The following is a 13679-nucleotide window of genomic DNA, read 5'->3' as shown; positions in this document are numbered from 1 at the left end:
CCCTGAGTGCGCACCTGCGCGCTTGCATGCCCGGATTCTCCCGACCTGAACTGCCTTACGGAGCCTGAAAGATGCAGCGTCATCTCATCTCGGCCGCCGACCTCACCCGCGACGACGCCGTCCTGATCCTCGACACCGCCGAGGAGATGGCCCGGGTCGCCGACCGGCCGATCAAAAAGCTGCCGACCCTGCGCGGCCGCACCGTCGTCAACCTCTTCTTCGAGGACTCGACGCGTACCCGGATCTCCTTCGAGGCCGCCGAGAAGCGCCTCTCCGCGGACGTCATCAACTTCACCGCCAAGGGGTCGAGCGTCTCCAAGGGCGAGTCCCTCAAGGACACCGCCCAGACCCTCGAAGCCATGGGCGTCGACGCCGTCGTCATCCGGCACGGCGCCTCCGGAGCCCCCTACCGGCTCGCGACCTCCGGTTGGATCGACGCGGCCGTCATCAACGCCGGTGACGGCACCCACCAGCACCCCACCCAGGCCCTGCTCGACGCCTTCACCATGCGGCGCCGGCTCGTCGGCCGGGACGCGGGGATAGGGCAGGACCTGGCCGGCAAGCGGATCACCCTCGTCGGCGACATCCTGCACAGCCGCGTCGCCCGCTCCAATGTCGACCTGCTGCACACGCTCGGCGCCGAGGTCACCCTCGTCGCCCCGCCCACCCTGGTGCCGGTCGGCGTCGAGGCGTGGCCCTGCGAGGTTTCGTACGACCTCGACAGCACGCTCTCCAAGTCCGACGCCGTGATGCTGCTGCGCGTGCAGCGCGAGCGGATGAACGCGGCGTTCTTCCCGACCGAGCGTGAGTACTCGCGGCGCTACGGCCTCGACGGCGACCGCATGGCGCGGATGCCCGAGCACGCCATCGTGATGCACCCCGGCCCGATGGTCCGCGGCATGGAGATCACCGCCGAGGTCGCCGACTCGGACCGCTGCACGGTCGTCGAGCAGGTCGCCAACGGTGTCTCGATCCGGATGGCCGTCCTCTATCTGCTCCTTGGCGGCAACGAGCCCGCCGTCACCCACACCCGTACCGAGGAGAAGTAAGAACCATGAGCAAGATCCTTATCCGTGGTGCGCGGGTGCTCGGCGGCGAGCCGCAGGACGTACTCATCGACGGCTCGGTCATCGAGGCGGTCGGTACGGGACTTTCCGACGAGGGCGCGGAGGTCGTCGAGGCCGAGGGCAGGGTGCTGCTGCCCGGGCTCGTCGATCTGCACACCCATCTGCGTGAGCCGGGCCGCGAGGACTCCGAGACCGTTCTGACCGGCACGCGGGCGGCGGCGAGCGGTGGTTACACCTCCGTGTTCGCCATGGCCAACACCTTCCCCGTCGCCGACACCGCCGGTGTCGTCGAGCAGGTCTACCGGCTCGGCCAGGAGCACGGCTACTGCGATGTGCAGCCCATCGGCGCCGTCACCGTCGGCCTGGAGGGCAAGAAGCTCGCCGAGCTGGGCGCCATGCACGAGTCCGCGGCCGGGGTCACGGTCTTCTCGGACGACGGCAAGTGCGTGGACGACGCGGTGATCATGCGCCGGGCGCTGGAGTACGTGAAGGCGTTCGGCGGGGTCGTCGCGCAGCACGCGCAGGAGCCGCGGCTGACCGAGGGCGCCCAGATGAACGAGGGCGTCGTCTCCGCCGAGCTGGGGCTCGGGGGATGGCCGGCGGTGGCCGAAGAATCGATCATCGCCCGGGACGTCCTGCTCGCCGAGCACGTCGGGTCCCGCGTCCACATCTGCCACCTCTCGACCGCCGGGTCCGTCGAGATCGTCCGCTGGGCCAAGTCCCGCGGCATCGACGTCACCGCCGAGGTGACCCCGCACCACCTGCTCCTCACCGACGAGCTGGCGCGCACGTACAACCCGGTCTACAAGGTCAACCCGCCGCTGCGCACCGAGCGTGACGTGCTGGCCCTGCGCGAGGCGCTCGCCGACGGCACGATCGACATCGTCGCCACCGACCACGCCCCGCACCCGCACGAGGACAAGGACTGCGAGTGGGCCGCGGCCGCCATGGGCATGGTGGGGCTCGAGACCGCGCTGTCCGTCGTGCAGCAGACGATGGTGGAGACCGGCCTGCTCGACTGGGCCGGCGTCGCCGACCGCATGTCGGCCAAGCCCGCCGAGATCGGCCAGGCGAAGGGTCACGGCCGTCCCGTCTCGGCAGGTGAGCCCGCCAACCTCACGCTGGTCGACACGGAATACCGTGGGGCCGTGGACCCCGCGGGCTTCGCCTCACGCAGCCGCAACACCCCCTACGAGGGCCGTGAGCTGCCGGGCCGTGTCACGCACACCTGGCTCCGGGGCAAGGCCACCCTCGTGGACGGGAAGCTCGCGTGACACCTCAGATGATGATCGCCGCCGAACAGAAGTCGGCGGAAGTGACCGACTGGGCCGCCCGCGTCGGCTGGCTCGTCGGCCTCGCCCTCTTCGTCGCGCTCCTCTACTGGCTGATGCGCGAGGGCTGGAAGTGGCGCGGCACCCTCCAGGGCGACCTGCCGGAGCTGCCCACCGCGCCGTCCGAGCCCGGTCCGGTGAGACTTGAGCTGACCGGTCGCTACCACGGCTCCACCACCGCCGGGCAGTGGCTGGACCGCATCGTGGCGCACGGCCTGGGCACCCGCAGCAGGGTCGAGCTCACGCTGACGGACGCGGGCCTTGACGTCGTACGCCCCGGAGCGGCCGACTTCTTCGTCCCGGCCGCGCAGCTCCGCGAAGCCCGGCTCGACAAGGGCATCGCGGGCAAGGTCCTCACCGAGGGCGGCCTGCTCGTCGTCACCTGGGCGCACGGCGACAGGCTGATCGACTCGGGTTTCCGCTCCGACCGCGCGGCAGAGCACAACCAATGGGTCGAGACCCTGACCCAGATGATCAACACGACGGAAACGGAAGGCGCACGATGACGACCTCCACCCGGGGAGCCGCGAAGGTTCCCGCCGTACTCGTCCTGGAGGACGGCCGCATCTTCCGCGGCCGTGCCTACGGGGCCGTGGGGGAGACCTTCGGCGAAGCGGTGTTCTCCACCGGCATGACCGGCTACCAGGAGACCCTCACCGACCCGTCGTACCACCGCCAGGTCGTCGTGATGACCTCCCCGCACGTCGGCAACACCGGCGTCAACGACGAGGACCCCGAGTCGAAGCGGATCTGGGTCGCCGGTTACGTCGTACGGGACCCCGCGCGCGTGCCCTCCAACTGGCGCTCCCGGCGCTCGCTGGACGAGGAACTGCGCAACCAGGGTGTCGTCGGCATCAGCGGCATCGACACGCGTGCCCTGACCCGGCACCTGCGTGAGCGCGGCGCCATGCGCGTCGGCATCTTCTCCGGCAACGCGCTGCCCGACGAGGGCACCATGCTCGCCGAGGTGCGGCAGGCGCCCGAGATGAAGGGCGCGAACCTCGCCGCCGAGGTCGCCACCAAGGAGTCGTACGTCGTCCCCGCGATCGGCGTGAAGAAGTACACCGTCGCCGCCGTCGACCTGGGCATCAAGGGCATGACCCCGCACCGCATGGCCGAGCGCGGCATCGAGGTGCATGTGCTGCCCGCGACGGCCACGGCCGAGGACGTCTTCGCCGTGAACCCCGACGGGGTGTTCTTCTCGAACGGTCCGGGTGACCCGGCGACCGCCGACGGCCCGGTCGCCGTCATGCGGGAAGTGCTGGCGCGCAGGACCCCGCTCTTCGGCATCTGCTTCGGCAACCAGATCCTCGGCCGCGCGCTCGGCTTCGGCACGTACAAGCTGAAGTACGGCCACCGCGGCATCAACCAGCCGGTGCAGGACCGTACGACCGGCAAGGTCGAGGTCACCGCGCACAACCACGGCTTCGCCGTCGACGCGCCGCTCGACAAGGTGTCCGACACCCCCTACGGCCGCGCCGAGGTCTCCCACGTCTGCCTGAACGACCAGGTCGTCGAGGGGCTTCAGCTGCTCGACCAGCCGGCCTTCAGCGTCCAGTACCACCCCGAGGCGGCGGCGGGCCCGCACGACGCGGCCTACCTGTTCGACCGCTTCGTAGAGCTCATGGAGGGCCAGCGTGCCTAAGCGCACCGATATCCAGTCCGTCCTGGTCATCGGCTCCGGCCCGATCGTCATCGGCCAGGCCGCCGAGTTCGACTACTCAGGCACCCAGGCGTGCCGCATCCTGCGCGCCGAGGGCCTGCGGGTCATCCTGGTCAACTCCAACCCGGCGACGATCATGACCGACCCGGAGATCGCCGACGCCACGTACGTCGAGCCGATCACCCCGGAGTTCGTCGAGAAGATCATCGCCAAGGAGCGGCCGGACGCCCTGCTGCCCACCCTGGGCGGCCAGACGGCGCTGAACACCGCCATCTCCATGCACGAGCAGGGTGTCCTGGAGAAGTACGGTGTCGAGCTGATCGGCGCCAACGTCGAGGCGATCAACAAGGGCGAGGACCGCGACCTCTTCAAGGGGGTCGTCGAGGCCGTCCGCGCGAAGATCGGGCACGGCGAGTCCGCCGCATCCGTGATCTGCCACTCCATGGACGACGTCCTGGGCGGTGTTGAGACGCTCGGCGGTTACCCCGTCGTCGTCCGTCCCTCGTTCACCATGGGCGGCGCCGGTTCCGGTTTCGCGCACGACGAGGAGGAGCTGCGCCGCATCGCGGGCCAGGGCCTCACGCTCTCGCCGACCACCGAGGTGCTCCTGGAGGAGTCCATCCTCGGCTGGAAGGAGTACGAGCTGGAGCTGATGCGCGACAAGAACGACAACGTCGTGGTCGTCTGCTCCATCGAGAACTTCGACCCGATGGGCGTGCACACCGGCGACTCGATCACCGTCGCGCCCTCGATGACGCTGACCGACCGCGAGTACCAGCGCCTGCGCGACATCGGCATCGCGATCATCCGCGAGGTCGGCGTCGACACCGGCGGCTGCAACATCCAGTTCGCGGTGAACCCGGACGACGGCCGGATCATCGTCATCGAGATGAATCCGCGGGTGTCGCGTTCCTCGGCCCTCGCCTCCAAGGCGACCGGCTTCCCGATCGCCAAGATCGCCGCCAAGCTCGCCGTCGGCTACACGCTCGACGAGATCCCGAACGACATCACGGAGAAGACCCCGGCGTCCTTCGAGCCGACGCTCGACTACATCGTCGTGAAGGCCCCGCGGTTCGCGTTCGAGAAGTTCCCGTCCGCCGACTCCACGCTGACCACGACCATGAAGTCGGTCGGCGAGGCCATGGCGATCGGCCGCAACTTCACCGAGGCGCTGCAGAAGGCACTGCGGTCGCTGGAGAAGAAGGGCAGCCAGTTCACCTTCGTGGGCGAGCCCGGTGACAAGGCCGAACTGCTGGCCGAGGCCGTACGGCCGACCGACGGGCGTATCAACTCCGTCATGCAGGCCATCCGCGCGGGCGCCACTCCCGAGGAGGTCTTCGAGTCGACGAAGATCGACCCGTGGTTCGTGGACCAGCTGTTCCTGATCAAGGAGACCGCGGACGAGCTGGCCGCCGCCGACAAGCTGGATCCCTCGCTGCTGGCGGAGGCCAAGCGGCACGGTTTCTCCGACGCGCAGATCGCCGAGATCCGCGGTCTGCGCGAGGACGTCGTCCGCGAGGTCCGGCACGCGCTCGGTATCCGCCCGGTCTACAAGACGGTCGACACCTGCGCCGCCGAGTTCGCGGCCAACACGCCGTACTTCTACTCCTCGTACGACGAGGAGACCGAGGTCGCCCCACGCGAGAAGCCCGCGGTCATCATCCTGGGCTCAGGACCCAACCGCATCGGCCAGGGCATCGAGTTCGACTACTCCTGCGTCCACGCCTCCTTCGCGCTGAGCGACGCGGGCTACGAGACCGTGATGGTCAACTGCAACCCGGAAACGGTCTCGACCGACTACGACACCTCCGACCGCCTGTACTTCGAGCCGCTGACGCTCGAAGACGTGCTGGAGATCGTCCACGCGGAGACACTGGCCGGTCCGGTCGCGGGTGTGATCGTGCAGCTCGGCGGCCAGACCCCGCTGGGTCTTTCGCAGGCGCTCAAGGACAACGGCGTTCCGATCGTGGGCACTTCGCCCGAGGCGATCCACGCCGCCGAGGACCGCGGCGCCTTCGGACGGGTCCTCGCGGAGGCCGGCCTCCCGGCTCCCAAGCACGGCACGGCCACCACCTTCGCCGAGGCCAAGGCCATCGCGGACGAGATCGGCTACCCCGTCCTCGTCCGGCCCTCGTACGTGCTCGGCGGACGCGGCATGGAGATCGTGTACGACGAGACGCGGCTGTCCTCCTACATCGCCGAGTCGACCGAGATCAGCCCCTCCCGTCCGGTCCTGGTCGACCGGTTCCTCGACGACGCGATCGAGATCGACGTCGACGCGCTGTACGACGGCGAGGAGCTCTACCTCGGCGGCGTCATGGAGCACATCGAGGAGGCCGGTATCCACTCCGGCGACTCGGCGTGCGCGCTGCCGCCGATCACGCTCGGCGGGTTCGACATCAAGCGGCTGCGGGCGTCAACCGAGGCCATCGCCAAGGGTGTTGGCGTGCGTGGACTCATCAACATCCAGTTCGCGATGGCCGGGGACATCCTGTACGTCCTCGAAGCCAACCCGCGTGCCTCGCGCACCGTCCCCTTCACCTCGAAGGCCACCGCGGTGCCGCTGGCGAAGGCCGCCGCCCGTATCTCGCTGGGCGCGACAGTCGCCGAACTGCGCGCCGAGGGCCTGCTCCCGGCGAACGGCGACGGCGGCACGCTGCCGCTCGACGCGCCGATCTCCGTCAAGGAGGCCGTCATGCCGTGGTCGCGATTCCGCGACATCCACGGACGTGGCGTCGACACGGTGCTCGGCCCGGAGATGCGCTCCACCGGTGAAGTCATGGGCATCGACTCGGTGTTCGGCACGGCGTACGCCAAGTCGCAGGCGGGCGCGTACGGTCCGCTGCCGACCAAGGGCCGCGCCTTCATCTCCGTCGCCAACCGCGACAAGCGCTCGATGATCTTCCCCGCGCGTGAACTGGTCGCCCACGGCTTCGAGTTGCTCGCCACCTCCGGCACGGCCGAGGTGCTCAAGCGCAACGGCCTCAACGCCACCGTCGTACGCAAGCAGAGTGAGGGCGAGGGCCCCAACGGCGAGAAGACCATCGTCCAGCTCATCCACGACGGCCAGGTCGACCTCATCGTCAACACCCCGTACGGCACCGGCGGCCGCCTCGACGGCTACGAGATCCGTACGGCGGCCGTGGCACGGTCCGTTCCGTGCCTGACGACGGTCCAGGCGCTCGCCGCAGCCGTCCAGGGCATCGACGCGCTCAACCGCGGTGACGTGGGCGTGCGTTCACTGCAGGAACACGCCGAGCATCTGACCGCGGCCCGCGACTAGCAGCCCTGAGGGGGACACCGGAAACGGTGTCCCCCTCTTCATGAGGCTCTGTCTTGTGGGGCCTTTCGTGAGGACACTGATCATGTACAGGATTTTCTTCCGGCTCGTCTTCCAGCGCATGGACCCCGAGCAGGCCCACCACCTGGCCTTCCGCTGGATCCGCCTCGCCGCCCGCATGCCCGTGCTCCGCACCTTCGTCGCGGCCGCGCTCGCGCCCCGCCACGAGGAACTGCGCACCGAGGCGTTCGGACTGCGGATGCACGGTCCCTTCGGGCTCGCGGCCGGCTTCGACAAGAACGCCGTCGCGATCGACGGGATGTCGATGCTCGGCTTCGACCACATCGAGATCGGCACGGTCACCGGGGAGCCTCAGCCGGGCAACCCCAAGAAGCGCCTGTTCCGCCTTGTGCCGGACCGCGCGCTGATCAACCGCATGGGGTTCAACAACGAGGGCTCCGCGGCCGTCTCCGAGCGCCTGGCGGCCCGTACGCCCGTCTTCAGGACCGTCGTCGGCGTCAACATCGGCAAGACCAAGCTCGTCCCCGAGGCGGAGGCCGTCGGCGACTACGTGAAGTCGACCGAGCGGCTGGCCCGCCACGCCGACTACCTCGTCGTCAACGTCAGCTCGCCGAACACCCCCGGCCTGCGCAACCTCCAGGCCACGGAAGCGCTCCGGCCGCTGCTGAGCGCCGTCCGCGAGGCCGCCGACCGCGCGGTCACCGACCGGCGCGTCCCGCTCCTCGTCAAGATCGCGCCCGACCTCGCCGACAACGACATCGACGCGGTCGCCGACCTCGCCGTCGAACTCGGCCTGGACGGGATCATCGCCACGAACACCACCATCGCGCGCGATGGACTCGGTCTGAAGTCCCAGCCCTCCCTGGTCGAGGAGACCGGCGGACTCTCCGGAGCGCCGCTGAAATCGCGCTCCCTGGAGGTGCTGCGCCGCCTCTACGCGCGCGTGGGCGACCGGATCACCCTGGTGGGCGTCGGCGGCATCGAGGACGCCGAGGACGCCTGGCAGCGCATCCTGGCGGGCGCCACGCTGGTCCAGGGCTACAGCGCCTTCATCTACGAGGGCCCCTTCTGGGGACGCGCCATCCACAAGGGGCTCGCCGCCCGCCTCCGCACCAGCCCGTACGCCACCCTCGCCGACGCGGTCGGCGCCGACGTGAGGAAGTCCGCATGAGCCTGGAACCCTTCGGCGCACGTCTTCGCCGCGCCATGGACGACCGCGGCCCGCTGTGCGTCGGAATCGACCCGCACGCCTCGCTGCTCGCCGACTGGGGGCTCGAGGACGACATCGCGGGCCTGGAGCGCTTCAGCCGCACCGTCGTCGAGGCACTGGCGGACCGGGTCGCCGTCCTGAAGCCGCAGAGCGCGTTCTTCGAGCGCTTCGGGTCGCGCGGCATCGCCGTCCTGGAGAAGTCGGTCGAGGAGGCGCGGGCGGCCGGCGCGCTGGTCGTGATGGACGCCAAGCGCGGCGACATCGGCTCGACCATGGCCGCGTACGCGGAGACCTTCCTGCGCAAGGACGCGCCGCTGTTCTCGGACGCGCTGACCGTGTCGCCGTACCTGGGCTACGGCTCACTGAAGCCCGCGGTCGAGCTGGCCCGCGAGAGCGGCGCCGGCCTCTTCGTCCTCGCGCTCACCTCCAACCCGGAGGGCGGCGAGGTGCAGCACGCGGTCCGTGCGGACGGCCGTGACGTCGGAGCGACCATGCTGGCCCATCTCGCCGCCGAGAACGCGGGGGAGACGCCCCTGGGCTCCTTCGGGGCGGTGGTGGGCGCCACGCTGGGCGATCTCTCCTCGTACGACCTGGACATCAACGGACCGCTCCTCGCGCCCGGGATCGGCGCTCAGGGGGCCACCGCGGCCGATCTCGCGGGTGTCTTCGGCGCGGCGGTGCGCAATGTCGTACCGAACGTCAGCCGGGGTGTTCTGCGTCACGGTCCCGATGTCGTCGCGCTGCGGGAGGTCGCAGAAGGCTTCGCGGAGGAGATCAGGGCCGCTGTGGCGGCTGCCTGAGTCCTCCGACGGGCGTTCGGCAGTCCTCCGACGAGTGTCTTTGGAGGGCTCCGAGTCCGCTCCGAGTCTGAATACATCCTCAAATCCGGGGAGATATGTCGGAAATGTCGGGCTCCGGGGAGGCTGACCAGGACTTTTCCGCTGTTCTCGCTGACTCTGGCGCACTTGCCCGCTAGTCTCCGTCGAGAGCGAACGGGCAAGCGTGTTGCTCGTAGCTACCCAGGTGTGGGGCGACTAGGTTCCTCACCGGTCCGTATCCGACAGTTCGACATCCGAGGTGACGTAGGCGTGGCTCTTCCGCCCCTTACCCCTGAACAGCGCGCAGCCGCGCTCGAAAAGGCCGCCGCGGCTCGCCGGGAGCGGGCCGAGGTCAAGAATCGACTCAAGCACTCCGGCGCCTCCCTTCACGAGGTCATCAAGCAGGGCCAGGAGAACGACGTCATCGGCAAGATGAAGGTCTCCGCTCTCCTGGAGTCCCTGCCGGGCGTGGGCAAGGTCCGCGCCAAGCAGATCATGGAGCGACTCGGGATCTCCGAGAGCCGTCGTGTACGCGGCCTCGGCTCGAACCAGATCGCCTCCTTGGAGCGTGAGTTCGGCGGCTCCGGCGCCTGAGTCCTGGGCATACCGGGATTGCTGGAATAATCGCTGCATGAGTGAACGTCCGCGGCTGACCGTGCTCTCCGGCCCCTCAGGGGTCGGCAAGAGCACGGTCGTCGCCCATATGCGCAAGGAACACCCCGAGGTCTGGCTCTCGGTGTCGGCGACGACCCGCAGGCCGCGCCCCGGTGAGAAGCATGGAGTCCACTACTTCTTCGTCAGTGACGAGGAGATGGACAAGCTGATCGCCAACGGCGAGCTGCTCGAGTGGGCCGAATTCGCCGGCAACCGCTACGGGACGCCGCGTACGGCCGTCCTGGAGCACCTGGAGGCAGGTGTGCCGGTCCTCCTGGAGATCGATCTCCAGGGCGCCCGGCAGGTCCGCGAGTCCATGCCGGAGGCCCTGCTCGTGTTCCTGGCCCCTCCCTCCTGGGAGGAGCTGGTGCGCAGGCTCACCGGCCGGGGCACCGAGCCGCCCGAGGTGATCGCGCGTCGCCTGGAGGCGGCCAAGATCGAACTGGCGGCCGAGACCGAGTTCGATGTCACCCTTGTCAACACCTCCGTCGAGGATGTAGCGCGTGAGCTGCTAGCCTTGATGGAAGTTGTTTGATCTTTCAGGTCTTTTTCCCTTTTCGGAAGGCAGAGCGTGTCCTCTTCCATCACCGCTCCCGAGGGCATCATCAACCCTCCGATCGACGAGCTCCTCGAAGCCACCGACTCGAAGTACAGCCTGGTGATCTACGCGGCCAAGCGTGCCCGTCAGATCAACGCGTACTACTCGCAGCTCGGTGAGGGCCTCCTCGAGTACGTCGGTCCCCTGGTGGACACCCACGTCCACGAGAAGCCGCTTTCTATCGCCCTGCGCGAGATCAACGCGGGCCTGCTGACGTCCGAGGCCGTTGAGGGCCCCGCTCAGTAGTAATTGGTTTTCGTCGCATTTCTTCATCCCAGGCCCGGCAGCGCGACTGTCGGGCCTGTGGTGTGTCATGGGGTTGAACGTTTTCGAGAGTGGGGAGGCCCGGTGGACAAGCCCAAGGTCGTGCTGGGGGTCAGTGGCGGCATCGCCGCGTACAAGGCCTGTGAGCTGCTGCGTCGGCTGACCGAGTCCGGTCATGACGTACGCGTCGTACCGACCGCGTCCGCCCTGCACTTCGTCGGCGCCGCCACCTGGTCCGCACTCTCCGGCCACCCCGTCTCGACCGAGGTCTGGTCGGACGTCCACGAGGTGCCGCACGTCCGCATCGGGCAGCACGCCGACCTCGTCGTCGTGGCCCCGGCGACGGCCGACATGCTCGCCAAGGCGGCCCACGGCATCGCCGACGACCTCCTCACGAACACCCTGCTCACCGCCCGCTGTCCGGTCGTCTTCGCGCCCGCCATGCACACCGAGATGTGGGAGCACCCGGCCACGCAGGAGAACGTGGCGACGCTGCGCCGCAGGGGCGCGGTCGTCATCGAGCCCGCCGTCGGGCGGCTGACCGGCGTCGACACCGGCAAGGGGCGGCTGCCCGAGCCCTCGGAGATCTACGAGGTGTGCCGCCGGGTGCTCGCGCGTGGCGTGGCCGAGCCGGATCTCGCCGGCCGTCATGTCGTCGTCAGTGCGGGCGGCACACGCGAGCCGCTCGACCCCGTCCGCTTCCTCGGCAACCGCTCCTCCGGCAAGCAGGGGTACGCCCTCGCCCGTACGGCGGCCGCGCGAGGCGCCCGGGTCACGCTGATCGCCGCCAACACCGGACTGCCGGACCCGGCCGGCGTGGACGTCGTACAGGTCGGAACCGCACTTCAGCTGCGCGAGGCGGTGCTGAAGGCGGTCCCGGACGCCGACGCGGTGGTCATGGCGGCGGCCGTGGCGGACTTCCGCCCTGCGGCGTACGCCGCAGGAAAGATCAAGAAGAAGGACGGCCAGGAGCCGGAGCCGATCGTGCTCGTCCGGAACCCGGACATCCTCGCCGAGATCTCGGCGGACCGGTCCCGTCCCGGCCAGGTGGTCGTCGGTTTCGCCGCCGAGACGGACGACGTACTGGCCAACGGACGTACGAAACTCGAGCGCAAGGGCTGCGACCTCCTCGTGGTGAACGAGGTCGGTGAGCGCAAGACCTTCGGCGCCGAGGAGAACGAGGCCGTGGTGCTCGGAGCCGACGGCAGCGAGACCCCGGTGCCGTACGGGCCGAAGGAGGCGCTGGCGGACACCGTGTGGGATCTGGTGGTGCCCCGGCTCGGGTGAACGTCTCAATCGCGTGAAATCTCCGCTGGAGGGAACGTCTCATTTGCCTCAACGGGCGCCTCAGGGCGCGCAAAAACGGGCGTGGCGACCCTGGCGGAGAACGAGCGTCATAGCGGAGAATGCCCGTGCCGCAGGTCACAGCGCTTCCGAGAAGCGAGACAGGTGGGCCTGTAGGCGAGTGTGACCGATAAACTGTTCTCGGACGATGCCGGGCGCAGCCCCCGACCGTCCGCCAATGATCAGCCAGCAGCCGCTGCAACCTCAGGGAGCGTTGTGTCCCGTCGTCTGTTCACCTCGGAGTCTGTGACCGAGGGTCACCCCGACAAGATCGCTGACCAGATCAGCGACACCATTCTCGACGCGCTTCTGCGCGAGGACCCGCATTCCCGGGTCGCCGTGGAGACGCTGATCACGACCGGCCTGGTGCACGTGGCCGGAGAGGTCACCACCAAGGCGTACGCGCCGATCGCGCAGCTTGTGCGTGACAAGATCCTCGAGATCGGTTACGACTCCTCGAAGAAGGGCTTCGACGGCGCGTCCTGTGGCGTTTCGGTGTCCATCGGCTCGCAGTCGCCCGACATCGCGCAGGGCGTCGACACGGCGTACGAGAAGCGTGTCGAGGGGGATGAGGACGAGCTCGACAAGCAGGGCGCCGGCGACCAGGGCCTGATGTTCGGCTACGCGACGGACGAGACGCCGGCGCTGATGCCGCTCCCGATCCACCTCGCGCACCGCCTCGCGCGCCGCCTCTCCGAGGTCCGCAAGAACGGGACCATCCCGTACCTGCGCCCCGACGGCAAGACCCAGGTCACCATCGAGTACGACGGCGACAAGGCGGTCCGCCTGGACACCGTCGTCGTCTCCTCGCAGCACGCCTCGGACATCGACCTGGAATCGCTCCTGGCTCCCGACATCCGCGAGTTCGTGGTCGAGCCCGAGCTGAAGGCCCTCCTGGACGACGGCATCAAGCTGGAGACCGAGGGCTACCGCCTCCTGGTGAACCCGACCGGCCGCTTCGAGATCGGCGGCCCGATGGGCGACGCCGGCCTGACCGGCCGCAAGATCATCATCGACACGTACGGCGGCATGGCCCGCCACGGCGGCGGCGCCTTCTCCGGCAAGGACCCGTCCAAGGTCGACCGCTCCGCGGCGTACGCGATGCGCTGGGTCGCCAAGAACGTCGTCGCAGCGGGTCTCGCCACCCGCTGCGAGGTCCAGGTCGCCTACGCCATCGGCAAGGCCGAGCCCGTCGGCCTCTTCGTCGAGACCTTCGGCACCGCCAAGGTCGACGCCGAGAAGATCGAGACCGCCATCACCGAGGTCTTCGACCTCCGCCCGGCGGCCATCATCCGCGACCTCGACCTGCTCCGCCCGATCTACTCCCAGACCGCCGCGTACGGTCACTTCGGGCGCGAGCTGCCCGACTTCACGTGGGAGCGGACGGACCGGGTTGAAGCGCTGCGGAAGGCTGTTGGCCTGTAGGGCT

12 protein-coding genes are annotated in these 13679 nt (G+C 69.2%); all 12 read left to right on the top strand.

Annotation, left to right across the window (positions count from 1 at the left end; translation table 11 throughout):
- Nucleotides 1-71 precede the first annotated feature (71 nt).
- Entirely contained in the window at nt 72-1049 is a 978-nt protein-coding gene (locus tag OG219_RS09150) for an aspartate carbamoyltransferase catalytic subunit (RefSeq protein WP_266824748.1), read from the top strand.
- 5 nt (nt 1050-1054) lie between these two features.
- Nucleotides 1055-2341, top strand: a complete 1287-nt coding sequence (locus OG219_RS09145) for a dihydroorotase (protein WP_266824746.1) — start codon at nt 1055-1057, stop codon at nt 2339-2341.
- The gene (locus OG219_RS09140; RefSeq protein ID WP_266824744.1) at nt 2338-2904 is read left to right on the top strand and encodes a hypothetical protein; all 567 of its coding nucleotides are present in this window, start codon (nt 2338-2340) and stop codon (nt 2902-2904) included. The genes OG219_RS09145 and OG219_RS09140 overlap by 4 nt, the downstream gene beginning before the upstream one ends.
- A complete protein-coding gene (gene carA / locus OG219_RS09135; RefSeq protein WP_266824742.1) occupies nt 2901-4043 on the top strand; it encodes a glutamine-hydrolyzing carbamoyl-phosphate synthase small subunit in 1143 nt (380 codons plus the stop codon). The genes OG219_RS09140 and carA overlap by 4 nt, the downstream gene beginning before the upstream one ends.
- Nucleotides 4036-7344 (top strand): carbamoyl-phosphate synthase large subunit, encoded by a 3309-nt coding sequence (gene carB, locus OG219_RS09130; RefSeq protein ID WP_266824740.1) that lies wholly within the window; start codon nt 4036-4038, stop codon nt 7342-7344. The genes carA and carB overlap by 8 nt, the downstream gene beginning before the upstream one ends.
- Before the next feature lie 82 nt (nt 7345-7426).
- Nucleotides 7427-8533 carry a quinone-dependent dihydroorotate dehydrogenase gene (locus OG219_RS09125; protein WP_266824738.1) on the top strand — a complete coding sequence of 369 codons (1107 nt, stop codon included), beginning with the start codon at nt 7427-7429 and terminating at the stop codon, nt 8531-8533.
- A complete protein-coding gene (gene pyrF, locus OG219_RS09120; protein ID WP_266824736.1) occupies nt 8530-9372 on the top strand; it encodes an orotidine-5'-phosphate decarboxylase in 843 nt (280 codons plus the stop codon). The genes OG219_RS09125 and pyrF overlap by 4 nt, the downstream gene beginning before the upstream one ends.
- 288 nt (nt 9373-9660) lie before the next feature.
- Nucleotides 9661-9984 (top strand): integration host factor, encoded by a 324-nt coding sequence (locus OG219_RS09115; protein WP_016638838.1) that lies wholly within the window; start codon nt 9661-9663, stop codon nt 9982-9984.
- Nucleotides 9985-10021: 37 nt separating this feature from the next.
- Nucleotides 10022-10579, top strand: a complete 558-nt coding sequence (gene gmk, locus OG219_RS09110) for a guanylate kinase (RefSeq protein ID WP_266824734.1) — start codon at nt 10022-10024, stop codon at nt 10577-10579.
- 36 nt (nt 10580-10615) lie between these two features.
- Complete coding sequence (rpoZ, locus tag OG219_RS09105) at nt 10616-10888, top strand: DNA-directed RNA polymerase subunit omega (protein ID WP_003982715.1); 273 nt, start codon at nt 10616-10618, stop codon at nt 10886-10888.
- Nucleotides 10889-10990: 102 nt separating this feature from the next.
- Entirely contained in the window at nt 10991-12193 is a 1203-nt protein-coding gene (coaBC, locus tag OG219_RS09100) for a bifunctional phosphopantothenoylcysteine decarboxylase/phosphopantothenate--cysteine ligase CoaBC (protein WP_266824732.1), read from the top strand.
- Between the two features lie 273 nt (nt 12194-12466).
- The gene (gene metK, locus OG219_RS09095; protein ID WP_266824730.1) at nt 12467-13675 is read left to right on the top strand and encodes a methionine adenosyltransferase; all 1209 of its coding nucleotides are present in this window, start codon (nt 12467-12469) and stop codon (nt 13673-13675) included.
- The last annotated feature ends 4 nt before the right edge of the window (nt 13676-13679 follow it).

Source organism: Streptomyces sp. NBC_00038 (assembly GCF_026343635.1).
In the GTDB taxonomy this organism is placed as follows: Bacteria; Actinomycetota; Actinomycetes; order Streptomycetales; family Streptomycetaceae; genus Streptomyces.
This window is presented reverse-complemented; position numbering and strand designations above follow the sequence as displayed.